At 26.9% G+C, this 25,181-nt stretch carries 25 protein-coding genes and 2 tRNA genes; 18 read left to right on the top strand and 9 right to left on the bottom strand.

Going from position 1 to position 25,181, the window contains the following annotated elements; all coding sequences use genetic code 11:
* Position 1 precedes the first annotated feature (1 nt).
* Genes CR143_RS03060 through CR143_RS03045 form a run of 4 tightly spaced genes read right to left on the bottom strand, consistent with a single transcriptional unit; the run spans position 2 to position 4,593 of the window.
* The gene (locus CR143_RS03060) at positions 2-1,186 is read right to left on the bottom strand and encodes an SAM-dependent methyltransferase (RefSeq protein ID WP_099341001.1); all 1,185 of its coding nucleotides are present in this window, start codon (positions 1,184-1,186) and stop codon (positions 2-4) included.
* Positions 1,179-1,943, bottom strand: a complete 765-nt coding sequence (locus CR143_RS03055) for a DUF1365 domain-containing protein (protein WP_099340368.1) — start codon at positions 1,941-1,943, stop codon at positions 1,179-1,181. The genes CR143_RS03060 and CR143_RS03055 overlap by 8 nt, the downstream gene beginning before the upstream one ends.
* The gene (locus tag CR143_RS03050) at positions 1,943-3,172 is read right to left on the bottom strand and encodes an NAD(P)/FAD-dependent oxidoreductase (protein WP_099340367.1); all 1,230 of its coding nucleotides are present in this window, start codon (positions 3,170-3,172) and stop codon (positions 1,943-1,945) included. Before CR143_RS03050 ends, CR143_RS03055 begins: the two co-directional genes overlap by 1 nt.
* The gene (locus CR143_RS03045; protein ID WP_169696842.1) at positions 3,169-4,593 is read right to left on the bottom strand and encodes a cryptochrome/photolyase family protein; all 1,425 of its coding nucleotides are present in this window, start codon (positions 4,591-4,593) and stop codon (positions 3,169-3,171) included. The genes CR143_RS03050 and CR143_RS03045 overlap by 4 nt, the downstream gene beginning before the upstream one ends.
* Before the next feature lie 84 nt (positions 4,594-4,677).
* On the opposite strand from CR143_RS03045, the gene CR143_RS03040 reads away from it, so the two are divergent.
* Positions 4,678-5,028, top strand: coding sequence for a helix-turn-helix domain-containing protein (locus CR143_RS03040; protein WP_099340365.1), 351 nt, complete (start codon positions 4,678-4,680; stop codon positions 5,026-5,028).
* A gap of 7 nt (positions 5,029-5,035) precedes the next feature.
* Here the strand turns inward: CR143_RS03040 and CR143_RS03035 are convergent.
* Together CR143_RS03035 and CR143_RS03030 are read right to left on the bottom strand one after the other, a co-directional pair.
* Positions 5,036-5,111 (bottom strand) — tRNA-Asn (locus tag CR143_RS03035).
* A 45-nt stretch (positions 5,112-5,156) separates the two neighbouring features.
* A tRNA-Cys gene (locus CR143_RS03030) sits at positions 5,157-5,230 on the bottom strand.
* Between the two features lie 97 nt (positions 5,231-5,327).
* Here CR143_RS03030 and CR143_RS03025 point away from each other — a divergent pair.
* The 5 genes from CR143_RS03025 to CR143_RS03005 are packed head-to-tail and all read left to right on the top strand — an operon-like array spanning position 5,328 to position 12,582.
* Positions 5,328-5,951, top strand: a complete 624-nt coding sequence (locus CR143_RS03025) for a protein-L-isoaspartate O-methyltransferase family protein (RefSeq protein WP_157780308.1) — start codon at positions 5,328-5,330, stop codon at positions 5,949-5,951.
* A complete protein-coding gene (locus tag CR143_RS03020) occupies positions 5,951-8,596 on the top strand; it encodes a valine--tRNA ligase (protein WP_099340363.1) in 2,646 nt (881 codons plus the stop codon). The genes CR143_RS03025 and CR143_RS03020 overlap by 1 nt, the downstream gene beginning before the upstream one ends.
* A gap of 2 nt (positions 8,597-8,598) precedes the next feature.
* The gene (ilvD, locus tag CR143_RS03015) at positions 8,599-10,314 is read left to right on the top strand and encodes a dihydroxy-acid dehydratase (protein WP_099340362.1); all 1,716 of its coding nucleotides are present in this window, start codon (positions 8,599-8,601) and stop codon (positions 10,312-10,314) included.
* A 7-nt stretch (positions 10,315-10,321) separates the two neighbouring features.
* Positions 10,322-11,197 (top strand): AEC family transporter, encoded by an 876-nt coding sequence (locus tag CR143_RS03010; RefSeq protein WP_099340361.1) that lies wholly within the window; start codon positions 10,322-10,324, stop codon positions 11,195-11,197.
* Positions 11,197-12,582 carry a mannose-1-phosphate guanylyltransferase/mannose-6-phosphate isomerase gene (locus CR143_RS03005; protein ID WP_099340360.1) on the top strand — a complete coding sequence of 462 codons (1,386 nt, stop codon included), beginning with the start codon at positions 11,197-11,199 and terminating at the stop codon, positions 12,580-12,582. The genes CR143_RS03010 and CR143_RS03005 overlap by 1 nt, the downstream gene beginning before the upstream one ends.
* On the opposite strand, the gene xth is transcribed toward CR143_RS03005, so the two are convergent.
* Both xth and CR143_RS02995 read right to left on the bottom strand, forming a co-directional pair.
* Positions 12,579-13,355 (bottom strand): exodeoxyribonuclease III, encoded by a 777-nt coding sequence (xth, locus tag CR143_RS03000; RefSeq protein WP_099340359.1) that lies wholly within the window; start codon positions 13,353-13,355, stop codon positions 12,579-12,581. The two genes, CR143_RS03005 and xth, sit on opposite strands and share 4 nt — an antisense overlap.
* Positions 13,355-13,672: a HesB/IscA family protein gene (locus tag CR143_RS02995; protein ID WP_099340358.1), complete on the bottom strand. Its 318-nt coding sequence runs from the start codon at positions 13,670-13,672 to the stop codon at positions 13,355-13,357. Before CR143_RS02995 ends, xth begins: the two co-directional genes overlap by 1 nt.
* Before the next feature lie 26 nt (positions 13,673-13,698).
* Between CR143_RS02995 and CR143_RS02990 the strand changes: the two genes are divergently transcribed.
* The 12 genes from CR143_RS02990 (at position 13,699) to secF (ending at position 24,566) form a co-directional block, all read left to right on the top strand.
* The gene (locus CR143_RS02990) at positions 13,699-14,841 is read left to right on the top strand and encodes a deoxyguanosinetriphosphate triphosphohydrolase (RefSeq protein ID WP_099340357.1); all 1,143 of its coding nucleotides are present in this window, start codon (positions 13,699-13,701) and stop codon (positions 14,839-14,841) included.
* A complete protein-coding gene (gene argS, locus CR143_RS02985; protein WP_099340356.1) occupies positions 14,838-16,559 on the top strand; it encodes an arginine--tRNA ligase in 1,722 nt (573 codons plus the stop codon). Before CR143_RS02990 ends, argS begins: the two co-directional genes overlap by 4 nt.
* A 264-nt stretch (positions 16,560-16,823) precedes the next feature.
* A complete protein-coding gene (locus tag CR143_RS02975; RefSeq protein WP_099340354.1) occupies positions 16,824-17,777 on the top strand; it encodes a glycoside hydrolase family 3 N-terminal domain-containing protein in 954 nt (317 codons plus the stop codon).
* A 21-nt stretch (positions 17,778-17,798) separates the two neighbouring features.
* Positions 17,799-18,563 (top strand): segregation and condensation protein A, encoded by a 765-nt coding sequence (locus CR143_RS02970; RefSeq protein WP_099340353.1) that lies wholly within the window; start codon positions 17,799-17,801, stop codon positions 18,561-18,563.
* 2 nt (positions 18,564-18,565) lie between these two features.
* Positions 18,566-19,222, top strand: a complete 657-nt coding sequence (scpB, locus tag CR143_RS02965) for an SMC-Scp complex subunit ScpB (protein ID WP_099340352.1) — start codon at positions 18,566-18,568, stop codon at positions 19,220-19,222.
* A 41-nt stretch (positions 19,223-19,263) separates the two neighbouring features.
* The gene (locus CR143_RS02960) at positions 19,264-19,458 is read left to right on the top strand and encodes a twin-arginine translocase TatA/TatE family subunit (protein WP_099340351.1); all 195 of its coding nucleotides are present in this window, start codon (positions 19,264-19,266) and stop codon (positions 19,456-19,458) included.
* Between the two features lie 8 nt (positions 19,459-19,466).
* Complete coding sequence (gene tatB, locus CR143_RS02955) at positions 19,467-19,709, top strand: Sec-independent protein translocase protein TatB (RefSeq protein ID WP_099340350.1); 243 nt, start codon at positions 19,467-19,469, stop codon at positions 19,707-19,709.
* 11 nt (positions 19,710-19,720) lie between these two features.
* Positions 19,721-20,494, top strand: coding sequence for a twin-arginine translocase subunit TatC (gene tatC, locus CR143_RS02950; protein WP_099340349.1), 774 nt, complete (start codon positions 19,721-19,723; stop codon positions 20,492-20,494).
* Entirely contained in the window at positions 20,481-21,755 is a 1,275-nt protein-coding gene (gene serS / locus CR143_RS02945) for a serine--tRNA ligase (protein ID WP_099340348.1), read from the top strand. The genes tatC and serS overlap by 14 nt, the downstream gene beginning before the upstream one ends.
* Before the next feature lie 64 nt (positions 21,756-21,819).
* Positions 21,820-22,101, top strand: a complete 282-nt coding sequence (gene yajC / locus CR143_RS02940) for a preprotein translocase subunit YajC (RefSeq protein WP_099340347.1) — start codon at positions 21,820-21,822, stop codon at positions 22,099-22,101.
* Positions 22,102-22,109: 8 nt separating this feature from the next.
* On the top strand, positions 22,110-23,684 hold the full coding sequence (gene secD / locus CR143_RS02935; RefSeq protein WP_099340346.1) for a protein translocase subunit SecD: 1,575 nt from the start codon (positions 22,110-22,112) through the stop codon (positions 23,682-23,684).
* Positions 23,685-24,566, top strand: coding sequence for a protein translocase subunit SecF (secF, locus tag CR143_RS02930; protein WP_099340345.1), 882 nt, complete (start codon positions 23,685-23,687; stop codon positions 24,564-24,566).
* Here the strand turns inward: secF and CR143_RS02925 are convergent.
* Positions 24,563-25,162 carry a urate hydroxylase PuuD gene (locus CR143_RS02925; protein ID WP_099340344.1) on the bottom strand — a complete coding sequence of 200 codons (600 nt, stop codon included), beginning with the start codon at positions 25,160-25,162 and terminating at the stop codon, positions 24,563-24,565. The two genes, secF and CR143_RS02925, sit on opposite strands and share 4 nt — an antisense overlap.
* Positions 25,163-25,181 lie beyond the last annotated feature (19 nt).

The raw sequence follows: 25,181 nt of genomic DNA, 5'->3' as shown, positions 1-25,181 counted from the left end.
TTTACGCGACTTTTTTTACAAAAAATTGGCTAACGTCAGTATGACCAGTTGCAAATCCAGTTTCACAATAACTTAAGTAGTAATTCCATAAATTTTTAAATTTGTTATCAAAATTTAGTTTTGAAATTTTTTCCCAAGACCTATTAAAGCTTTCTTTCCATAGCTTTAATGTTTTTGCATAATCGTGACCAAACGATTTTTCTTCGTATAAATCAAAATTATTATCTTTGAAAAGTTTATATAAAATTTTTTTTGATGGCAGGACACCACCTGGGAAAATATATTTTTGAATAAAATCAACTTGATTTATGTAATTTTCATATTCTTTATCATCAATGGTTATAACTTGAAAACATGCTTTGCCATTTTTTTTTAAAGCATTATTTAATATTTTAAAATATATATCCCAATACTTTTTTCCCACCGCTTCAAACATTTCGATTGAAACTATTTTGTCGTAAGTATTGCTTAAATTAAGTTTTCGATAATCTTTAAGAAAAATTTTGGAACTATTACTTAATTCTTTTTGATTAATTAAATTTTCAATGTAATTATATTGTTGTTGACTTATAGTCAGCCCTTCGATGTTAGACTTAACAGTTTGAGAATTTCTTTCTATAAAGCCACCCCAGCCTGAACCAACCTCTAAAACAATATCAGAAGTTTCAATATTTAAATTTTTTATTATATTATCGTACTTATTAATTTGAGATGTAAAAAGGTCATCATTCTTGTTGTTAAAAATTCCAGACGAATAGGTCATAGATTTATCTAACCAAAATGAGTAAAATTTATTACCTAGATCGTAATGGTAATAAATATTTTTCTTTGCTTGGTTTATAGAATTAGATTTTAAAAAAAATTTAAACTTCTCAATCAATAAAGATAAGTAATTATCTGCCCAATTTTTTTTCTTTATTTGTTGATTTTTAAGTAATATTTTTAAAAGATTGGTTAAGTTAGATGTTTCCCACTTATTACTAATGTATGATTCAGCAAATCCAAGTTCACCTTTTAAGAATATATCACTAAAAAAAGTATTATCCTTGATTACAATATTGGATGCCAAATCACCTTGATTTGCTTTAAAAACTTTTTCATAAGTGTTTTTAAAATTTACTCTAATTTCTCCCCATTTAATTTGTTGAAACTTAAAATTTAAATATTTTTTTAATAAACTATCCATAAAAAGATATTGTATCATGTTTCTTTTCAGGTTTAGAAAAAAAAAATTTTTGTTTTTTAAAAATTTTTATTGCTTGATAATGTATTAAAATCATAATTTTTTGTGAAAAAAATAAATTTTTTAGAAGTTCATAAATTAATGATATATTTGTTAAAGCTTTTGATTTGGAATTAATTCCAGTTTTTAGAATCAGTTGATTCTTTTTGTAAACGTCTACATTAAGTGAAAAATTATTTTTATTATTAGCTAAAGCAAATTTATATTTTAACCGCATTTGTAAAAACGGCGATACATAAAATTTTTTATTTAGTTTTGAGTAGATTTTATTCTCATATTTTTTATTTATTTTTAGAAAATAAGAATGTTGCTCATGATGAGTATTTTTTACTTCGTAACAAATATATTTAATTTGATTTTTTGAATTTTTACATAAGTAAACAGATATAGGGTTAAATACATAACCAAGAAATCTAGGGGTGCAGTATAAATAAATCGAATATTTCTTATTATCTTTAAATTTACTAGAAATTTTTTCTTTAATAAAATCTTTTGGATTACTACTTTCAATTCTCTTTCCATGATCTTTAAAATGAAAGCTAAAGAGATTTGATGAATTAACTGAAAAAAAAGGTAATTTATTAATAACCTCTAATTCATCCAAGTTAATTAATACAGAAAGGGTTCTATATTTAAAATTATAATTAATTGCATTTATTCTTTGATGAAAAACTACACCTGGATGAAGAGTACTGTCCATTAAATTAAATATTTTGCAACATTTTTCGCTGATACAACTCCGTCTTCATGAAAACCATAGCCGCACCAAGCTCCACAATAAAAAATATTATTTACTCCCTGTATTTCTTGTAATTTTTTAAAAATAAATTCTTTATTATATTTAAAAACCGGATGACTATATTTAATTTTTTTTATTATTTTTTTTTGATTTATCAATGTACTAGAATTTATTGATACAAAATAATCTTTTTTACTTTTTAAATTTTGCAGATAGTTCATCCAATAGGTAAGTCTTGGAATATTGTCATTTGAATTTATGAAATTCCAACTTGACCAATTAAATTTATTCTTTGGCATTAGGCTATTATCCGTATGAATACAGGCTTCGTTCTTTTGATAGTTAACCAAAGATAAAATTTTTTTTTGTTTTTTAAAACCTTTTGGCAATATTTTTTTAATTTCATCAGTATGATTAGAAAAAATTATAAAATCATAATTTAACGTTTTTCGATTACTTTTTATAAAAATCTTATTTTTATTAATTTTTATTGAATTCACATTATGATTTAATAAAAATTTAATTTTAAAATTTTTTATAATTCTTTTTACGTATTGATTACTTCCATTTTTTATTACCTTCCACTGAGGCCGAAAAAAAATATTTACAAGACCGTGATTAATAAAAAATTTTATTAAAAAATGCGTTTTATAATGTTTTATTTTATTAATTGGATTAGACCATATTGATGAGCACATTGGATATAAATAATATTTTATGAATTCACTACTAAAATTATATCTCTTAAGAAATTTATCTATGGTCAATTCATTGAATAGTTGGTTGTTTTTTTTTGCTAATATATTAAATTTTATAATTCCTATTATTATTTTATAAAATTTAATTGAAAAAAAATTCTTATTTTTAAAAATTAAACTATTAATATCTTTTCCTGACCATTCAAAATTTTCGTCGGGATAATTTACTGAAAAACTCATATTTGTATTTTGTTCATTTACTTTTAATTTTTTAATCATTTCAATAAAGTTGGGATAAGTTTTGTTATTAAAAACAATGAAACCACTATCAATTAAAAATTTTTTTTTTCCTTCGAAAATTTCATGAGTATGAGTATGTCCTCCAAGATATGAATTTTTTTCATAGACGTGTACTTCATATTTTTTTTGTAATTCTAGTGCAGCAGTTAAACCAGATATTCCACTTCCTATGATTGCAATTTTTTTTTTCACTTTTTAAGATCTTGAAAAGCTTTTAAAGCTGAATTCCTTGCTTGTTGATGATCTACAATTGGAAATGGATATGTCTTTCCAATGATAATATTTTTTTCATTTTGTAATGCATCGGGCATCTCCCATGGCTTATGTAAATAATCATCTGGTATATTTATTAATTCCGGGCACCATTTTTTTACGTATTCTCCTTTTTTATCAAATTTTTCGCCCTGCAAAATAGGATTAAAGATTCTAAAATAAGGAGCTGCATCCGCACCAGTGCCCGCAACCCATTGCCAACCAGAAACATTATTTGCTGTATTAAAATCGAGTAAGGTGTTCCTAAAATATTTTTCGCCCTCCAACCAATGAATTCTCAAATGCTTTACTAAAAATGATGCTGTTATCATTCTTACTCTATTGTGCATCCATCCAGTTTCATAAAGCTCGCGCATACCTGCATCTACAATAGGGTAGCCTGTAAGTCCTTTTTTCCATTTTGAAAATAGTTTTTCATCTTTATTCCATTTAAAGTTGTTAAATTCTTTTCTAAGGTTACATTTTTCCATTTCAGGAAAATTATAAAGAAGTGAGTGACTAAATTCACGCCAACCTATTTCATTAATATATTTTCTGTATCCAATTTTCTTATTTTTAATTTCTAGTAGTTTTCGCATTATATGTTGTACTGAAATTTGTCCAAATTTTAAGTAGGGAGACAATTTTGATGTACCATTAACTGAAGGTATATCTCTATTAACTGCATATTTTTCAATACTATTTTTAATAAAATTGTTTAATATTTTTTCCGCATTTTCTTCACTGGGTACCCAATATTTTTCAAATTTTTTGTGCCAATTTTTTTTGGGATATATGGCTAGAATATTTTTGTCTTTTGATAAATTTTGATATGAATTTTTAAGTATTTTATAATTATGTTTATAATTATCTTCGTAATTATCCTTTAAATAGATTTGCTCAGCTTTTTTCCAATAATGAGTGAATACTTTAAACGGTGTTCCATCATCTTTCTTAATTTTTTGAATAGGGTTAAGTAAATTAGCGTCGAATTCTTTGAAAAAAATATTGTTATTATTTAAAATTTTTTTTATGTCCTCTTCAACTTTATTCTCGTTTATATGACAGGATTTATTCCAGTAAACTCGATTAAAAAATTTATCTTCAATTAGTTTTTTAAATATTTTTGGCGTTTTTTCATGAATTACGTCAAGAGAAATTTTTAAATTTTTTAATTTTTCTTTGAATATTTCTAAAGATTTGGCAAGCCACCAACGTTGCGCTTCTGAATAATTATAAAAATCATTTTCATATATATAAATTGCATTTTTTTTAGTGTTTTGATCTTCAATTAGGGCCGATAATGCTTGATTATTTGATACTCTAAGATCATCTTTTAACCAAACTAAAGAACATGGCATTATATTATTTTTTTTTATTTTATAACTTGATTTTGTTCTTAAAAATAAGTTTAATCAGATTTTATTATTTAAATAAAGGGATCAATGTCACTAGAATTAAATCAACATTTAGGTAAACAGTTAAGAGCAAGAAGGTCTGCTCTTGGTCTTACACAAACACAAGTAGCAAGAGCAATTAATGTTACATTTCAGCAAATACAAAAATATGAAAAAGGAACTAATGGAGTTAGTTCTAGCAGATTATTACAATTAGCTAATTTTTTGAAAGTTCCTGTGAAGTATTTTTTTGAAGAATTTAAAGATTTTCAAAATTTAGAGTCACAAGCTAAAAATGATAACTCATTAGAAGCTTTTGTTGGAAAATTGACAGAAGTTGAAAAAGAGAAACTCTTAAATATTTTAAATTCAAATAAGAAACTATCAAAGACTGCGTAAATTTTTTTGGCTCCCCGAGCAGGACTCGAACCTGCGACCAATTGATTAACAGTCAACTGCTCTACCAGCTGAGCTATCGGGGAATAAAAAACACAATACGATTTTTTTTTTTAAAAACAATATTTATTTGGAGGCCACGCCCAGAATCGAACTGGGATACAAGGATTTGCAGTCCTCTGCGTAACCATTCCGCCACGTGGCCATATTTTTTCTGTGTTATTTTCTAATCGCTATCGTGTATATATATTTAGTTTTCAAGACTCGCAAATATTATGCAACATACTACTCGCAAATTAAACATGATTGATAGCCAATTAAAGCCTAATAATATAATAGATGAAAATTTAATTGCTGCATTTTACAAAGTGCCTCAAGAAGATTTTTTACCCGATGCTTTAAAAAATTTATCTTATATAGACGATCATATAAAATTTTCTAAACATAGTTTTATTTTAAAACCACTTATCTTTGCAAAATTCTTAAATATTATAAAACCGAAGCTGCCTGATACTATTTTAGAGATTGGTTCTGGAGGAGGTTACACAACTTCTGTGTTAGCTAATTTGGTAAATTTTGTTTATTCAATTGAACAAGACAAAAGTATATTCGATCTAACAATAAAAAACATTAAAAGTAAAAACTATGTAAATATTAATGTTTTATTTTCAAATTATAGAAAACTTGATGATCTAGATGTTAAATTTAATAAAATTATCATCAATGGCACTGTCAATGCCGATCCGCTTAATTTATTAGAAAAATTGAATGTTGATGGAAAATTAGTTTGTATATTAAAAGAGAAATTTTCCTCTAGCATTTATCTTTATAATAAAAAAATAAGTGGATATGAAAAATTGAAAATTATGAATGCGAGTGCACCGATAATTATTAATTATATCGATAAAGAAGAATTTAATTTTTAATGTTAGAGGACAACTATAATCATTTAGAAATAGAAGATAAAATTTATAATTTTTGGGAAAGTAATAGATTATTTGAACCCAAAAAGAATAGTAATAAAAAAAAATATTTTTCTATCGTAATACCCCCTCCCAATGTCACTGGGAATCTTCATATGGGACATGCTCTAAATAATTCAATTCAAGATTTATTAGTTAGATTTTATAGATTAAGAGGTTATGAAACTTTATGGCAACCTGGGACTGATCACGCCGGAATAGCAACCGAACTTGTTGTTGAAAAAAAACTTAATGAAAAAAAACAAACAAAAAATATTTTAGGCAGAGAGAAATTTCTTAAAGAAGTTTGGAACTGGAAAGAGCAGTCTGGAAACATAATAATAAATCAACTTAAAAAATTAGGATCTTCATGTGATTGGTCTCAAACTAGATTTACTATGGATAAAAATATGTCCGAAGCAGTAACTAAAGTTTTTTCAGAATTATATAAAAAAAAACTTATTTATAAAGATTTTAAACTATCTAACTGGGACCCAGTATTAAAAACTGCAATATCCGATCTAGAAGTAGTGCAAAAAGAAATAGAGGGTAAACTTTATTATATTAAATATTTTATTGATAAAAATGATTTTATATCAATAGCAACTACTAGGCCAGAAACTATATTTGCTGATAGTGCAATTGCAGTTAATCCCAAAGATAAAAGATATAAAAAACTAATTAGCAAAAAAGCAAAAATTCCTATCATAGATAAACAAATTAAAATAATAGCTGATGATTATGCAGATCCAAACCAAGGATCTGGAGCGGTAAAAATTACTCCTGCACATGATTTTAACGATTATGAAGTTGGATTAAGACATGATTTGGAAAAAATTAATATTTTAGAAGCTGATGGAAGACTTAATGAAAATTGTCCTAAAAAATATCAAGGACTTGATAGATTTGAAGCAAGAAAATTAATTATAGATGATTTGAAATCAATTAATGCTTTAGAGAAAGAAGAAATAATAAAACATAACGTTCCTTACGGTGATAGATCAAATTCTATAATCGAGCCCTATCTCACCGAACAATGGTTTTTGAATGTTAAAAAAATGTCCAGAGAAGCGTTAAAAGCTGTAAAAAATAAAAAAACAATTTTTTTTCCTGAGGCATGGACAAAAAATTACAATTTATGGCTAAAAGATATTCGACCATGGTGTATTTCTAGACAGATTTGGTGGGGTCATCAAATTCCTATCTGGTATGGGAATGATGGAAAAGTTTTTTCAGCAAAAGATCAAATAGACGCTCAAAAACAAGCTGACAAATATTATAAAAAAAAAAACTCACCAATTAATCAAGACAAGGACGTTTTAGATACTTGGTTCTCATCAGCATTATGGCCATTTGCAAGTCTAGGTTGGCCAAAAAAAACTTACAATCTTAAAAGATTTTATAAAACATCAGTTTTGGTAACTGGATTTGATATTTTATTTTTTTGGGTAGCCAGAATGATGATGATGGGACTATTTTTTACCAATAAAGTTCCTTTTGATAAAGTTTATATACACGCATTAGTTAGAGATATTCATGGTCAAAAAATGTCTAAGTCAAAAGGCAACGTAATTGATCCTTTAGATTTAATAAAAAAATATGGCGCAGATGCTTTAAGATTTACTTTAATGTCCATGGCATCACCCGGAAGAGATGTCAAACTTTCAGAGGAGAGAGTAAAGGGTTATAGAAATTTTTTAACTAAAATTTGGAATGTTTCTAAATTCTGTGAGTTTAATAAATGTAACCAAGATATTCAAATTGATAACAAAGATATAAAATTAGAAGTTAACCAATGGATTATAAATGAATTTATTTATACTAAAAACAATATTGATAACCATATAAAAAATTTTAGATTTGATGAAGCTTCTAAAGAAATTTATAATTTTGTATGGAATGTATTTTGTGACTGGTATTTAGAATTTTCAAAATCGATTTTTTATTCAAATAATCACAGTCAAATAAAGGAAACAAAAAAAATTTTCGGATTTATATTTTCAAAAATTCTTTTAATTCTTCACCCTTTTATTCCTTTTGTTACAGAAGAGCTTTGGAGTAAGTTAAAGTTTTTAGAAATACATAGAAGTCCTTTAATTAATTTTAATTCAAATAAAGAAATAAAAATAATTAAAAATAATAATATTCAACTGATTAATTGGTTGATCAAATTAGTTAGTTTAATACGTTCTACGAAAGTTATTTTGCAAGTTCCCCCTGGTAGTTTTGTAGACATTTGTCTCGATTATTTACCTAAAGATAAACAAAATTTTTTAGATAGAAATTTTTTAATTTTTAAAAAAGCCGCTCGTATTGAAAATTATTTTAAAAAAGATGAAAAAAATGAGAACATATTGTCAGTTTATTTAGACGGAGATATCATTCTTATAAAATTTACCACAGAAATCTCTCTAAATGATCAAATTATTAGAGTAAAAGAAAAGATAGATTTAATAAAAAACAGTATCACTCATGCCAAAAATAAACTTTCTAATAAATCCTTCGTGAATAAAGCTCCAAAAGATGTAGTGGATAAAGAAAAGGATATTTTAAAGAAATTAGTAAATGATTTAAATCAATTAGAAAGTATAATATCTATTAAAAATTAAGTATGAAATTTGATAAATCAAAATTACCCAGTCGTCATACTACAGTGGGGCCCGATAGAGCTCCACACAGATCCTTTTATTATGCCATGGATTTAAAAAAAAGTGATATTGCAAAGCCATTTGTTGGAGTTGTTTCTACATGGAATGAAGCAGCTCCGTGTAATATTGCTTTAATGAGACAGGCTCAATCTGCAAAAAAAGGTGTTTCTGATAATAGTGGAACACCGAGGGAATTTTGTACGATTACAGTTACAGATGGAATTGCAATGGGGCATGAAGGAATGAAGTCATCATTAATATCTAGAGAAATAATTGCAGATTCAACAGAACTAACAGTTAGAGGTCATTGTTACGATGCATTAGTTGGTTTAGCTGGATGTGATAAATCTTTACCAGGATTAATGATGGCCATGTGTAGATTAAATGTGCCTAGCGTTTTTATTTATGGTGGATCTATATTACCAGGAAAATTTAAAGGAAAAGACGTAACAGTTGTTGATGTTTTTGAAGCTGTTGGAAAACATTCTAACAAACAAATGTCAGATGAGGATTTAGAAGAATTAGAAATCAGTGCATGTCCAAGTGCAGGAGCCTGCGGAGGTCAATTCACTGCAAATACAATGGCATGTGTATCAGAAGCTATAGGCTTGGCGTTACCATATTCATCAGGAACTCCTGCGCCGTATGAGGAAAGAGATAAATACGCTTATGCTAGTGGGCAAGCAGTAATGTCTTTATTAAAGAAAAATATTAGACCAAGAGATATCGTTACACTCAAATCATTACAAAACGCTGCAACTATTGTAGCCGCTACCGGCGGATCTACAAATGCCGCTCTTCATCTTCCTGCAATTGCAAATGAATGTGGAATCAAATTTGATCTTATGGATGTTGCTAAAATTTTTAAAAAAACTCCTTATTTAGCAGATTTAAAACCTGGTGGAAAATATGTTGCAAAAGATATGTTTGAGGCTGGTGGAGTGCCAATGCTTCTTAAAACATTATTGGACGGGGGTTATTTGCATGGAGATTGTTTGACTGTCACTGGCGAAACTATGAAAAAAAATTTAGAAAATGTTAAGTTTAATAACAATCAAGATGTAATGAGGCCTTATAACAAACCACTATCAAAAACAGGAGGAGTTGTTGGTCTACAGGGAAATTTAGCTCCTGAGGGCGCAATCGTTAAAGTCGCTGGAATGAAAACTTTGAAGTTTATAGGAAAAGCTTTGTGTTTTAATAGTGAAGAAGAGGCTTTTAAAGCAGTTCAAAAACGAAAATATAAAGAAGGGGACGTTATAGTTATTAGATATGAAGGACCAAGAGGAGGTCCTGGAATGAGAGAAATGCTTTCAACTACTGCAGCTATTTATGGACAAGGAATGGGCGAAAAAGTTGCATTGATTACCGATGGAAGATTTTCAGGAGCAACTAGAGGTTTTTGCGTTGGACACGTTGCACCAGAAGCATTTAATGGTGGTCCGATTGCATTATTAAAAAATGGCGATACAATAATTATCGATGCTAATAAAGGTACTATTGAAGTTAAAATTTCAAATTCTGAATTACAAAAACGAAAAAAATCTTGGAAAAATATAAAACCTAATTTTACATCAGGAACCCTTTGGAAATATGCTCAGTCTGTTGGATCTTCAAAATATGGCGCAGTAACTCACCCAGGTGGCTCTAAAGAAAAAAAATGTTACGCGGACATTTGAGGAATAATTGTTTCTTACAATTTTAAATATAATACTCCCAGTTATTTTTGTAATATTTATTGGATATCTGTGGAATATCTATAACAAAGATTTTAATATTGTTGCTGTTACAAAACTTGTTTCAAATATTGCTCTACCATGTCTGATTTATGATTCAATAACTAGAGCAAATTTAACTATAAATATTTTTTTTGAAATTTTTGTTTCAGCTTTTTTAGTTTTAACTTTTGGTTTTTTATTTGGATATATATTTATAAAAATTTTTAAACTTCCATCTATTAAATTAACAACGCCAATAATGCATCCTAACAGTGGCAACATGGGTCTACCACTTGCTTTATTAACTTTTGGGAGCGAAGGTCTCGCATTAGCTGCTGGATTTGCCTCTATTGTGATGGTAAGTCATTTTACAGCCAACTCTGCAATTTCATCAGGAAACTATTCTTTAAAAAAAATATTACTAAGTCCTGTTTTGTTAGCATTAATAGCTTCTTTATTTATTTTATTTTACAAAATTGAAATGCCAAGTTTTATTAATAGTTTTGCAAAAATTTTATCAGGACTCGTTATACCTTTAGTTTTGCTAGCATTAGGAATGTCACTCAGCAAAATTAATACTAAAAATTTAAAAATAGGTTTATTGCTTGGTATATTTAAAATTATTATTGGTCCGATTATTGGATTGCTGGTAGTTTATTTATTAAATCTTGATGGTATTGTAGCCAAAGTTGTAATATTACAATCAACAATGCCGGCTGCCATATTGACATATTTGATAGCTTCAGAAAATAATTCATATGATCAAGAAATTGGCGCAGCTGTTTTTGTGTCCACTGTTGCTTCTATTATTTCAATACCAGTTATTTTATTTTTTTTAATATAATGAAAATTAAGCCAATTATTTTATGTGGTGGAGAAGGTACTAGATTATGGCCAGAATCTAGAAAAAAACATCCTAAGCAATTTATTAAAATTAATGGAAAGAGTTTATTAAAACACGCAATTGATAGAGTCACAGGTGTAAATTTTGACTCTATTACGATTTGTTCTAATGCCAATTTTTTAGACCAAATCAAAGAAGAAACAAAAAATATAAATTGCAAAATCTTTGTTGAGCCAGATAAAAAAAACACTGCAGCTGCAATTCTTGCAGCAATTAATGATGATGATTTAATATTTTATCAGCCTGTAATAATTATTTCTTCTGATCATATAATTGAAAAAAAATTAGTTTTTCAGAAACAAATTAAAAAATTTTGTAACTATTTAGATAAGAATAAAATTTTTATTTTTGGCATTAAGCCTGATTATCCGGAGACGGGCTATGGTTATTTATATTCAAAAAGAGTTAATAAAAATTTTAACAAAGTTATTAAATTCGTTGAGAAACCAAATTTATCTTTAGCAAAAAAACTTATTAAAAACAGCAATTACCTTTGGAACTCAGGAATATTTTTTTCAAACAAATCAGCATTATTAAATGAATTTTCAGTTTTACAAACCAAACTGGCGGTACAAGTATGTGATTCTTATATAAATGCAAAACTTACAAATAACATTGTGACATTAGATAATAAATATTATTCAAAAATTAATTCTATCTCTTTTGATCATGCTATTTTAGAAAAATCTAAAAATGTTTATTCTTCAAAACTTTTAAGTGACTGGAAAGATGTAGGTAGTTGGATGCAAAAATGGCAAATCGAAAAAAAAGATAAAGATAATAATTTTATAAGAGGTAATATATTCAAGAGCAATATCAAAAATTCTTATATTTCATCTACCAGAACTGTTGTTGCTAGTAATTTAAAAAATATACTTGCAGTTGATAATAATGATGTTCTTTACCTTTCGGATCTAAATAATAATAACCTTAAAGAAATTTATCCTTTAATTAGTAAAAAATTTCCAAAAATTATAGATCAACACACAACTACACAAAGACCTTGGGGTCAATTTACAAACATATTTGTTGGAAAAAATTTTCAAGTAAAAGAACTAGTTGTTAACCCCGGAGCAGTTCTTAGTCTACAGAAACATAAATATAGATCTGAGAATTGGGTTGTAGTTGAAGGAAAAGCTAATGTTACGTTAAATAAAAAGAATATATTATTAGATAAATCAGATTCTATTTTTATTCCCCAAGGCGCAGTTCACCGAATTGAAAACAAACAAAAAAATTTGTTAAAAATTATTGAAGTTCAAACTGGCAGTTATTTAGGGGAAGATGATATTATTCGTATTAAAGATATTTACGGTAGAGCTTAGTTTAAAGTTAATCTTATAGGTACGTGATCGGAAGGTCTTTCTAGAGTTCTCAAATATTTATCAATAGTTACGTCGTTAATTAAATGGCTAATATTTTTTGACAATAAAAAATGATCAATTCTTAATCCTTTATTTTTATCGAATGATCTTTGTTGATAATCCCAGAATGTATAGTTATTTGGCTCCTTATTTACTAATCTAAAAGAATCTTCATAACCTTCGTTTAATATTTTTCTAAAAATTTTTCTTATTTCAATTCTAAATAAAGCATCATTCTCCCAATCTTCTGGATTATAAACATCCTCTTCGTTAGGAATAATATTAAAATCTCCACCGATTATTAATTTATTTTTTAATTTACTCTGATTAATTAAAAATGTTTCAAAAGATTTAAGCCATTTTAATTTGTATTGATATTTATCAGTATCTACAGGATTTCCATTAGGAACATAAACAGAAATAATTTTGATTAATTGATTCTTATAATTCACATCAACTGCGATGGTTCGTGATTGTTTTTGCTCATCATTAATAACATTGAAATTTATATTACTTATTTTTTTATTATAAATAATTGCCACGCCATTGTATGATTTTTGTCCATTAACCTCACTATCATACCCAATTTGTTTTATCTCTGAGAATGGAAAATTTTTACTTTCAGTTTTTATTTCTTGAAGAAGTAAAAAGTTCGGCTTATTTTTTTTTAGGTATTGAATAATATGATTTAATCTTACTCGTACAGAATTAACATTCCAACTACTTATTATCATTAAATAGCAAAAGAACTTCCGCATCCACATGAGGATGTAGCTTTAGGATTTACTATTTTAAAAGTATTTTCAATTAATTTTTCTGAAAAATCAAGAATTGAACCTTCTATTAAAGCGAAAGATGATTTGTCGATTAAAACATTTTCAAAAACTAGATCATCCTCATTTACTTTCATATCTGTTGTGAAGTTGTATTTATAACCAGAACAACCACCACCTTTGACCTCTATCCTAAAAAACTTATTAATATTTTCTTTTTCTAAAAGATTTCCTATCTTTTTTTTTGCTTTATCTGTAATGGTAAAATTATTAGTCATTCAATTTATATGTTAATTATTAATATATGTCTGGGGTTGAGAATTACAATAAGTTATTAATTAAATTTTCCTCTAATAATTCAAATTATTTGGGAAGACAATTTGGTGATAAAAAAAACCTCTATAGATCATTTTATCAAAGGGATCGTGATAGAATTATACATTCAACTTCATTTAGAAGGTTAAAATATAAAACACAAGTTTTTGTGTATGACGAGGGAGATCATTATAGAACAAGACTTACGCATACCTTGGAAGTGTCACAAATATCAAGATCAATTTCAAGATATTTGAAATTAAATGAAGATTTATCAGAGGCTATTAGTTTAGCCCATGATTTGGGTCATCCACCATTTGGTCATGCGGGAGAAAAAATTTTAGATTATTGTATAAGAGATCATGGTGGTTTTAATCATAACATTCATTCAATACGTCTAGTTACAGAATTAGAAAAGGCTTATCAAAATTTTGATGGCTTAAATTTATCTATTAATACAATAGACGGAATTGTTAAACATAATGGTCCAAATTATTTAATAAAACAAAACCTAGATTTACTACCTAATTTAAATAAGATTAAAAAAATTAATTTTTATAATCAATCTTCTTTAGAAGCACAAATAAGTGCTTTATCTGACGATATTGCTTATAATAATCATGATATTGATGATGGCATCAGAGCCGGATTATTTTCAATTAATGATATTAAAGATTTGCCAATTATTGGAGAGATTATAAAAAAAAAAAATAAGCAGTTTAAAAATAAAAAATTACTTAGAAACGAAATTATTAGATCAATAATTAATTTTATGGTCACCGATTTGATTTTACATACAAAAAAAAATTTAAAGAAATACAAAATCAAAACAATTGACGATGTTTATAATTCCAAAAAATTTATAGTAAGTTTTTCACCAAAATTAATTAAGGCAAATAACCAAATTCGAGAATTTTTAAAATTAAATATGTATGAAAATAAATCCGTCAAAGAAATGACCGACAAAGCTGAAAAAATTATAAAAACTTTATATATATATTTAATTAAAAATAATAAAAAATTTTTACCTTCAGATATAAAAAACAAGTGGGGACTAGAAAGATCAGTTTCAGATTTTATTGCCGGGATGACAGATAAGTTTGCAATTGATTTATATAATAAAATTAGATGAATATCTTTACTAATTATAAAATTAAATTGATTGATTTTTTTAAAGTATTAGAAAAAAATAAACTTATTAAGTTGCCTGAAAAATTAGATAATTTTTCAGTAGAAATTCCAAAAATAAAAACCCATGGTGATTTGAGTACCAATGCTCCAATGATTTTTGCTAAAGAAAATAATCTAAGTCCAGTTGAGCTTGCTGCTATTATTAAAAAACATTTGGATAGTAAATTTAAAGAGATTATAAAAATTGAAGTAGCTAAACCTGGATTTTTAAATTTTTTTTTTAATAAGGATTTTTGGTACAATTTTTTAAAAGCAACAGACATAAATTTTGGAAAAAGCGATAATTTCGTACCTAAAAAAATTTTAATCGAATACGTATCTGCAAATCCAACTGGTCCTTTGCATGTAGGCCATTGTAGAGGAGCTGTTTTTGGGGATATATTAGCAAATCTATTGAGTTTTGTTGGAAATAAAGTTGTTAAAGAATATTATATTAACGATTACGGCAATCAAATTAATCAATTTGTAAAATCTGTTTATTATAGAATATTAGAAATAAAAAATAAAACTTTATTCCCCGAGGACCAGGATCTATACCCAGGTGAGTATGTAATTGATATAGCAAAAAATATTTTAAAAAAAAATAATCTCAGTAATTTTGAAAATTATAATTTAATTTTTAATGATCTTAAAAAAGTTTGTATAGAAGAAGCGATGAATTTAATAAAAAATGACTTAAAACAACTTGGAATTGTTCATAATAATTTTATTTCTGAAAATGATATTGTTAATCAAAATTTAGTTGAAAGGGCTTTAGACATATTAAAGAAAAAAAATTATGTCTATGAGGGAATTTTAGCAAAACCAAAAGGAAATGAAGTTGATGATTGGGAACCTAGAAAGCAAATTTTATTTCAATCTACTAAATTTGGGGATGACTCCGACAGAGCATTAAAAAAATCAGATGGCACTTGGACTTATTTTGCAAATGATGTTGCTTATCACCTTAATAAAATAGATAGAAAGTTTGATTTGCTTATAAACGTTCTTGGAGCAGATCATGCCGGTTATTTAAAAAGACAAGCCTCTTGTGTATCCGCTTTATCTGAAAATCAACAACAAATGATTTCCAAAGTTTGTCAGCTAGTTAAACTATTTAAATCAGGAAATCAGTTAAAAATGTCAAAAAGAGCAGGGGATTTCATAACTGCAAGCGATCTTATAAATGAAGTTGGCAAAGATTCCGTAAGATTTATGATGATATATCGAAGTAATGACTCACAATTAGATTTTGACTTTGATTTAGTTACTGATCATTCCAAAGAAAATCCAGTATTTTATGTTCAGTATGCTCATGCTAGAATTTGTTCCTTATTTAGAAAAACTAAATATGAAATCAGCAATGAAAAAAAATTAAATTTAAGTTTTCTTAATCAAGAAATAGAGATTGATATAATAAAAAAAATAGCTGAGTGGCCTAAGTGCTTAGAGTTATCAGCATATCATTTAGAACCACATAGAGTTCCGTTTTATTTATATGAATTAGCAAGTTTATTTCATACTTACTGGAACTCTGGAAATGAAAATGATAACTTAAAAATTTTGAATGAGAATAATCCTGAAATTCAGTCGGCACGGTTATTCTTAATTAAAAAAATACAATTAGTTATAAAAACTGGATTAGATATTCTTAATGTTACTGCTCCAGTTGAAATGTAATTAATGAAAAAAAATTTATATAATATAATAGCTTTTTTTCTCGTTTTCTCTTTTTTAATACTTTGTTTATTTTACTATAATTCCAATTTATTTATTAAAAATGCAGACAAAAAAAGATTAGATTATTTAGTCTTTTTAAATTCACATATTGAAAAATTAGATAAAATTAGCTCATCCTCTGATTTTAAAAAAAGAATCGATAACAATGATTTCTTTAAAAATATTTATAAGCAAAAACAATATTGGGAGTTAATAAAATAAATTTTGAAAACGCACGCAATTATTTTTGGAATTGATAGTTTTAAGTTAAATTTAAATGAAATTACTTTTTTTAAAAAATATAAACCTTGGGGAATTATTTTATTTTCTAGAAATATAAAAAATCTAGAACAAGTTAAAAATCTAACAACCAGTATAAAAGATCTTTTTAAGGATAAAAATTTTCCAATATTAATTGATCAAGAAGGAGGAATGGTAAACCGTTTTAAAAACATTATAAATCTTGAAAATTACAACGCAAAATATTTTGGAGATATTTACAATAATGATCCTAAATTTTATTCAAAATTCGATAAATTTCTTAAAATAAATATTTCAATATTAAAATATTGTGGAATTAATATAAATACAGTTCCTGTTCTTGATTTATTTAATGCAGATAAAAAAAACGTTATTGGAAATAGATCTTTTTCAACAAATTATAAAATCGTTGTAAAATTATCAAAATACTTAATAAAATCTTATAAAAAATCAGGACTTGAAACTGTTATTAAGCATATACCTGGGCACGGCTGCACTAGCATAGACTCCCACTTTGCGTTACCGCAAGTAAACCTTTCCTTGGATTACTTAAAAAATAATGATTTCAGAACATTTAAAAAAGTTAATAGTTATTTAGCAATGTCTGCACATATTTTGTATAAAAACATTGATCCAACAAGATGTGCAACACAATCAAAAAAAATAATTAATGACATTATAAGAAAGTATCTTAGTTTTAGAGGAATATTAATGTCAGACGATATTTGCATGAAAGCATTGTCTGGCAGTATATTGAAAAATGCTAAATTAACCCTAGATGCTGGTTGTAATGTTTTGTTACATTGCAATGGAAACTTGGATCAAATGAAGAAACTTTCCTTAATCGTGCCAGAAATTGATAATTTTACAAATAAATTAACAAAAAAAATTAAGGCAAATTTTTATAAATTTAACTAAAGAATCAGTTAAATAAATTACATGAGCAGTATTGTTGAATTAAAACCTTCTATTCAAGAGAAACAAGAAGATGAATTTAATCTAAATATTGATAATTATGAAGGACCTCTAGAGCTACTTTTGGATTTAGCTAAATCTCAAAAAGTAGATCTTATGAAAATTTCTATTGTTCAGTTAGCTGACGAATATTTAAAATTTATCAATAATATAAAAAAGAATTTAGAACTAGCAGCTGATTTTTTGGTCATGGCAACATGGCTCGCATATTTAAAATCTAGATTATTATTACCAGATGATTATGAAGATGATTTTTCAGCTCTTCAAATGGCTGAAAAGTTAAAATTACAATTAAGAAAGTTAGAAGCAATAAGATTTCTCTCTGATAAACTTGTGTCACAAAAACAGCTAGGAAGAGATATTTTTACAAAAGGTATTCGAGAGGGAATTAAATCTATTTCGACATCAAAATATGCTGTATCACTTTATGAGCTTATTAAATCTTATGCTGAAATAAAAAGAAAACAAAATTTTTCCATTATGAATATTTCAAAATTACCAGTTTATACAATGGAGGAAGCAATAAAAAAAATTACGAGTTTACTAAAAGAATTAACAGAGTGGAGAGATATAAAAGATGTTGTTCCCGGATCTTTTTCTGGTTCTAAAAATTTACAAAAATCAGGATTAGCAGGAACTTTTGCTGGAAGCCTAGAGCTAGTTAGAGAAGGAAAATTGTCTATTATGCAAAAAAAAATTTTTGATAAAATATTAATAAAAGCTACATAAAAATGTTGAATAAAAATAAAGATGCCAAAAGACTAGTTGAAGCGATCTTATTTGCTGCTGATGAACCTTTGGATATAGAAACAATTAAATCGAAAATTGAACTAAATGTTGATGTTTTAAAAATTTTAAAAGAATTACAATCTGAATTTATAGATCGAGGTATAAATCTTTATGAAATTTCTAATAAATGGTCTTTTAGAACAGCAGATAATTTATCAAAAAAAATTGCAAGTGAAGTTGTTCAGCAAAGAAAGTTATCGAAAGCTACAATAGAAACTTTAGCTATTATAGCTTATCATCAACCCGTAACCCGCTCTGAAATTGAGGAGATTAGAGGAGTATCATTTAGTACTGGAACTTTAGAAATATTATTTGAGCTCGGATGGGTTAAACCCAATGGGAGAAAAGAAATACCTGGTAAGCCGTTATTATATGTAACAACGGATACTTTTTTAAGTCATTTTAATTTAAAATCTTTATCAGATTTACCAAATTCTGAAGAGCTTGCATCGGCCGGACTGATAGATAGTCGCCTCGATAGATCAATTTTTGGAACAAACAAGTTTGCACAAGATGACCTTGAAAAAGTATCTAAAGAAGACATTTTTTCAAATATTGACGACATGCTTTCTGGAACATTAAACAAAAAAGACAACTAATTATTTGTATTAAAATATTAATTAATATATAGGTTTTATATATGGGTCTTAGTTTTTGGCATATAATTATTGTTGTTATAGTAATTGTTCTCTTGTTTGGCAGAGGCAAAATATCTGATTTAATGGGAGATGTAGCTAAAGGAATAAAAAGTTTTAAAAAGGGTATGTCTGATGATCAATCAGCAGATAAAAAAGATCCAAACGATAAAGATCAAAATTCAAAGTCAAATCACTAAAATAATTTATGCCACAAATAGGGTGGTCAGAAATTTTAGTCATAATCCTAGTTGCTATATTAGTTATAGGACCCAAGGACCTTCCTGTTGTTATTAGAAAATTTATCCAAATAAAAAATGGAATAAAGAATTATGTTAATTCCTTTCAAAAAGGAATTGATGATATTGTTCAAGAACAAGAAAAAGATATAAAAAAAATTGTTAATATTGATTTAGAAGAAGAAAATAAAAAAAAAAAAGATAAATCTTAATTTTTATTTTTATGAATATTAATAATGATCAAAATCAATCAACTATATCAGAACATTTATTAGAACTCCGATCACGGATTATAAAAAGTCTAATCTTTTTTGTATTAGCTTTTATTATTTCTTATATGAATGCGGATAAAATTTATGATTTTTTACTACAGCCATATGTAAAAGCTTTGGGAGAAGGTGGGATTGGTAATAAAAGATTAATTTTTACCGCATTACAAGAAACATTTATTACTTATTTAAAGTTATCCTTTTTCTCAGCCTTATTTTTTTCGTTTCCAATTTTTTTAATTCAAATTTGGAAATTTATAGCGCCAGGATTATATTCAAACGAGAAGAAAGCTATTTTACCATTTATGATAGCAACTCCAGTTCTTTTTCTACTTGGGGCGTTTTTGGCCTATTATTTCATAATGCCATTAGCAATTAAGTTTTTTTTATCATTTGAATCTCTTAAATCCCAAACAAGTATGCCTATTCAATTAGAGGCAAGAGTAAGCGAATATCTTTCTTTAATAATGATTTTTATGCTCGCGTTTGGGCTTAGTTTTGAGTTACCAGTTTTACTAATTTTATTAGCAACTGTTGGCTTTATTGACTCTAAATATTTATCAGAAAGAAGACGGTATATTATAGTAATTATATTTATTGTAGCTGCAATTATTACCCCTCCAGATCCAATAAGCCAGATTGGGTTAGCAATTCCATTAATGCTCTTATATGAAATATCTATTTTAATAATTAAATATTTAGAAAAAAATAAGAATGATAATACTTAAACATATAAGAGAAAAACCAGTTATTTGTAAAAAAAAGTATATTGAGAGATTTATTGAAAACTCAGATACAATAATTGATGAGATTATTTTATTAGACTCAAGCTTAAGACAAAACTTAGAAAAACAGCAAAAACTTCAAGAGGAAAGAAATAAAATTTCAAAAACTCTTTCAACATATAAAGATAAAAAAAGTAAAGATTTCTTATCACTGTCTGAAAAAGTATCATTAATGAAAATTGATATTGAAAATTTTGAAAAAAAAATAACTGAACAAAAAGAAAAAATTAACAAAATTCTCCTGAATCTACCTAATATCCACTTGGATGATGTGCCCATTGGAAAAGATAGTTCAAGTAATAAAGAATTAAGAAAATTTGGTAATATTAGAAGTTTTGACTTTAAAATTAAGTCGCATGATGAAATAGGTTTAGAAAAAGATTTAATGGACTTTGAAACAGCAGTTAAAATTTCTGGTTCGAGATTTGTAATTACAAAGGGAAATATTGCAAAATTAGAGAGAGCATTAATTAATTTTATGATTGATATCCATGTTAAAGAATTTGACTATCTAGAGATGAATGTCCCTATAATCGTTAATGAAAAATCTATGTATTCAACTGGACAATTGCCAAAATTTGCAAAAGAACAATTTTCTTTAGAAAATGGTTTATGGTTAATACCTACAGCCGAAGTATCGCTAACAAATATTGTTAGAGATAAAATATTAAATTATGAGGATTTGCCATTGCGGTATGTGGCTGCTACACCTTGTTTTAGAGCTGAAGCTGGAGCAGCTGGCAAAGATACTAAAGGTATGATGAGACAGCATCAATTTCAAAAAGTTGAACTAGTAAGTATTGTTAGACCAGAGGAAAATAATAACGAACTTGAGAGATTAACAAATTGTGCAGAAACAATTCTTAAAAAACTTGAATTACCTTTTAGAGTTATGTTGCTTTCGTCTGGAGACATGGGCTTTTCAGCAGAAAAAACCTATGATATTGAGGTTTGGATACCATCACAAAATAGCTATAGAGAAATATCTAGCTGCTCTTCTTGTGGGCAATTTCAATCAAGTAGAATGCTAGCACGTTATAAAGATTTAAATAAAAAAATTGACTATGTAACAACATTAAATGGGTCAGGCCTTGCTATCGGCAGAACTTTAATTGCAATACTCGAAAATCATCAAAACAAAGATGGCTCTGTTAGTATACCTATTGCTCTTCAAAGTTATATGAATGGTTTAAAAAAAATTTAAAAAATACGTAAAATTATTAAATAAAATATTGTATTTAAAGATCTTCTAGTATATTCACCACATTATGTCAGCTTCCGGTTTTGCACAATTTATTCCATTAATATTAATTTTTGTAATTTTCTATTTTCTTTTAATTCGTCCACAACAAAAAAGAGTTGCTGAGCATAAATTAATGATAACTAAATTAACAAGAGGTGACACTGTTGTCACAGCAGGTGGTATTGTTGGAAAGATTACGAGAATTATAGATGATGAAAAAGCAGATTTAGAAATCGCTGAAAATATAAATGTTAAAATTATAAAATCTACTATCTCACAAGTCTTATCTAAATCAGAAACAAAATAATTTAAGTAGTGTTAAATTTTTCCAGATTCAAAATTGGACTTATTCTAATTTCTCTATTAATTTTTTTTTATATATTTATTGGAAATTTTAATTTTACTAATAAATATAAAATTTTTTTAGATAAAAAAGTAAATCTTGGGCTAGATCTTCAGGGGGGCTCATATTTATTGTTAGAGATTGATATTAATCCCTTACTTATTAAGAAAACTCAAGAAAAATATAACGATATAAAAAAAATTTTTGATGAAAAAAAATTTGATTATAAAAACTTAACTTTTTCAAATAACAAAATACAGTTTGAGTTAAAAAATTTATCCCAAAAAGATGATGCTATAAATTTAATTAATCGAGCTGGCAGAGAAAATATATTTCTTAATAACAATTTAGAAAACTTAAAAAAAGATTTTGTTTATAAAATTGATAAAAATTTAATTATCTTACAGTTTTCTGATGATTATATTAAAAATTTAAAAAAAGATACAATTAATCAATCTATTGAAATTGTTAGAAAAAGAGTAGATCAACTTGGTACAAAAGAACCTTCTATTCAGCAAAAGGGAGATAATAGAATTATTGTTGAGCTGCCTGGCTTGTCCGATCCATCTAATTTTAAAAATATTCTTGGCAAAACTGCTCAACTTAATTTTAAGTTTTTAAAATCAAGTTCTGTTGATAAAGATAATATTGGGTTTGAAAAAATTAAAAACAAAGCAGATGGTTCTTTTATTGAAGTTGAAAAAAAATTAATTGTTTCTGGAGAAAATTTAATTGACGCACAGCCTGGTTTCGAAAGGGATACTAATCAATCAATTGTAAGTTTTAAATTCGATAGTATAGGAGCTAAAAAGTTTGCAAATGCCACTAAAGATAATGTGGGTAGACCACTTGCCATTATATTGGATAATGAAATTTTAAGCTCTCCGGTTATTAGAGAACCAATACTTACAGGAAGTGGACAAATTTCTGGAGGTTTTACAGTAGAGGAGGCAAATCAATTAGCAGTTTTATTAAGAGCAGGGGCATTACCAGCGCCAATGAAAATAATAGAGGAAAGAACTGTTGGTGCAGATCTTGGTGAAGATTCAATACGTTATGGCCTGATATCATTCATTGCAGGTTTTTTGCTCGCTTTTATTTACATGATTTATGCTTACAAGTTACTGGGTTTTTTTGCAAATATTTCACTTTTACTAAATGTTGTAATTCTAATTTCAATATTAACTTTATTTGGATCTACTCTCACTTTGCCGGGAATAGCTGGAATAATCCTAACTGTTGGAATGGCAATAGATACAAATGTTATTATTTTTGAACGTGCCAAGGAAGAATTAAAGATTGAAAAATCTAATATCATTGCCTTTGATTTGGCTTACAAGAAATCATTATTAACGATTATCGATTCTAATTTAACTACATTTATTGCCGGTGTAATTTTATTCTATTTAGGAAGTGGACCTGTAAAAGGTTTTGCAGTCACATTATGCGTTGGTCTTGCAACCTCTTTCTTTACAGCTTTTACTGTAAATAGGTTAATGGTTGGAAAATACATTAAGAATAATAAAGATAAATTAATAAGTTTTTAAATGACCAATTTTGATTTCTTAAAATATAAAAAATTTTTTATTTTAGTATCAGCCTCTCTTGTTTTTTTCTCTTTCATTTTGATATTTTCAAAAGGTTTAAATTTAGGTGTAGATTTTAAAGGCGGCACAACTATTGAAATAAGATTAGAAAAAAAGATGGATATTGAAAAAATCAGAAATTCACTTTCAAAATCTAAAATTAATAATTTTTCTGTAAAAGAATTTGGAACTGCAAATGATTTATTAATTTATACAGATAATTCTATCTCTCCCAACGATATTAAAAATATTTTAGAAAAAGATTTAAAAGAAAAGATAACAATTAGAAAAATTGAAACTGTAGGACCAAAAGTTGGCTCAGAATTAATAAAGTCTGCGATTTACTCTGTTTTATTATGTTTGATCGCAATCTTCTTATATCTATGGTTTCGTTTTGAGTGGCAATTTAGTCTTGGAGGCATCGTTGCTCTCCTTCACGATTTAATTATTACCGTTGGTGTTTTTGCACTTCTGGGTTTACAATTTGATCTTTCTATAATTGCAGCTTTATTAACTATTTTAGGTTACTCAATTAATGATACGGTTATTATTTATGACAGAATTAGGGAAAATTTAAAAAAAGATAGCTCATCAGAATTATCAATTTTAATAAATGAATCATTGAATAATACTCTTTCAAGAACATTAAAAACGTCAGGAACAACACTTTTATGTATTGTAGCGGTGTTAATCTTTGGTGGAGAGGTTTTAAGAGGTTTTGCTTTTGCTATAACTTTTGGAATTATCGTAGGCACATATTCTTCTATTTATATTGCAGCGCCAATTTTAATATTTTTTAAAGTAAAAAGAGATTGGTCTATAAAAATTGATAATACGCCTTAATATAGATTTTGTGCAGCTACCATTGTTAATAGCATCGGAATTGACAAAAAAGTATTCACTCTAGATACTAATAGAGCTGTTCTTGCAGATTTAGCTTTCACTTCGGGATCACATTCAACGATGCCCAAAGCCCTTTTTTGATTTGGCCAAATAATAAACCAAACATTAATGGCCATAATTATTCCAAGCCACATTCCAATGCCTATTGTTATGTTTTTAGCTCCACCTTTAAATCCTAAAGCTTCATGAACATAACCGTTTAAGTAAGCAGTTATTAATCCTGTAATTATTGTCAAAAGTGCAGCCCAACGAAACCAAAATAAAGCCGTTGGTGCAATTACTTTTCCAATAGCAGGTTTTTGTTCATCGGGAATTTTTGGCATACTAGGAATTTGAACAAAATTAAAATACCAAAGTAATCCTATCCACATAATTCCAGATAATACGTGGAAGTATCTAAATATAGCGCTCCAAAAATATCTATCATTAGCCCATCCATCATTAATATAAAATAAGATTGAAAAAAAAATTAAAGTAGCAATGACAGAACTTAATAACGTTTTTGGGAGAGACAAAAGAATATTACTGATTCTCATAATATTAAATTACCATAAA

Source organism: Candidatus Fonsibacter ubiquis, assembly GCF_002688585.1.
Taxonomy (GTDB): Bacteria; Pseudomonadota; Alphaproteobacteria; order Pelagibacterales; family Pelagibacteraceae; genus Fontibacterium; species Fontibacterium commune.
This window is presented reverse-complemented; position numbering and strand designations above follow the sequence as displayed.

Coding starts and splice junctions, on each gene's coding strand:
- tatC (WP_099340349.1), top strand. CDS start 19,721: ATGAATATTAATAATGATCAAAATCAATCAACTATATCAGAACATTTA.
- ilvD (WP_099340362.1), top strand. CDS start 8,599: ATGAAATTTGATAAATCAAAATTACCCAGTCGTCATACTACAGTGGGG.
- CR143_RS03005 (WP_099340360.1), top strand. CDS start 11,197: ATGAAAATTAAGCCAATTATTTTATGTGGTGGAGAAGGTACTAGATTA.
- CR143_RS03040 (WP_099340365.1), top strand. CDS start 4,678: ATGTCACTAGAATTAAATCAACATTTAGGTAAACAGTTAAGAGCAAGA.
- CR143_RS03055 (WP_099340368.1), bottom strand. CDS start 1,943: ATGGACAGTACTCTTCATCCAGGTGTAGTTTTTCATCAAAGAATAAAT.
- CR143_RS02990 (WP_099340357.1), top strand. CDS start 13,699: ATGTCTGGGGTTGAGAATTACAATAAGTTATTAATTAAATTTTCCTCT.
- argS (WP_099340356.1), top strand. CDS start 14,838: ATGAATATCTTTACTAATTATAAAATTAAATTGATTGATTTTTTTAAA.
- CR143_RS03045 (WP_169696842.1), bottom strand. CDS start 4,593: ATGCCATGTTCTTTAGTTTGGTTAAAAGATGATCTTAGAGTATCAAAT.
- CR143_RS02995 (WP_099340358.1), bottom strand. CDS start 13,672: ATGACTAATAATTTTACCATTACAGATAAAGCAAAAAAAAAGATAGGA.
- serS (WP_099340348.1), top strand. CDS start 20,481: ATGATAATACTTAAACATATAAGAGAAAAACCAGTTATTTGTAAAAAA.
- CR143_RS03020 (WP_099340363.1), top strand. CDS start 5,951: ATGTTAGAGGACAACTATAATCATTTAGAAATAGAAGATAAAATTTAT.
- xth (WP_099340359.1), bottom strand. CDS start 13,355: ATGATAATAAGTAGTTGGAATGTTAATTCTGTACGAGTAAGATTAAAT.
- CR143_RS03025 (WP_157780308.1), top strand. CDS start 5,328: ATGATTGATAGCCAATTAAAGCCTAATAATATAATAGATGAAAATTTA.
- CR143_RS02925 (WP_099340344.1), bottom strand. CDS start 25,162: ATGAGAATCAGTAATATTCTTTTGTCTCTCCCAAAAACGTTATTAAGT.
- CR143_RS02960 (WP_099340351.1), top strand. CDS start 19,264: ATGGGTCTTAGTTTTTGGCATATAATTATTGTTGTTATAGTAATTGTT.
- CR143_RS02970 (WP_099340353.1), top strand. CDS start 17,799: ATGAGCAGTATTGTTGAATTAAAACCTTCTATTCAAGAGAAACAAGAA.
- yajC (WP_099340347.1), top strand. CDS start 21,820: ATGTCAGCTTCCGGTTTTGCACAATTTATTCCATTAATATTAATTTTT.
- CR143_RS03060 (WP_099341001.1), bottom strand. CDS start 1,186: ATGGATAGTTTATTAAAAAAATATTTAAATTTTAAGTTTCAACAAATT.
- secF (WP_099340345.1), top strand. CDS start 23,685: ATGACCAATTTTGATTTCTTAAAATATAAAAAATTTTTTATTTTAGTA.
- tatB (WP_099340350.1), top strand. CDS start 19,467: ATGCCACAAATAGGGTGGTCAGAAATTTTAGTCATAATCCTAGTTGCT.
- scpB (WP_099340352.1), top strand. CDS start 18,566: ATGTTGAATAAAAATAAAGATGCCAAAAGACTAGTTGAAGCGATCTTA.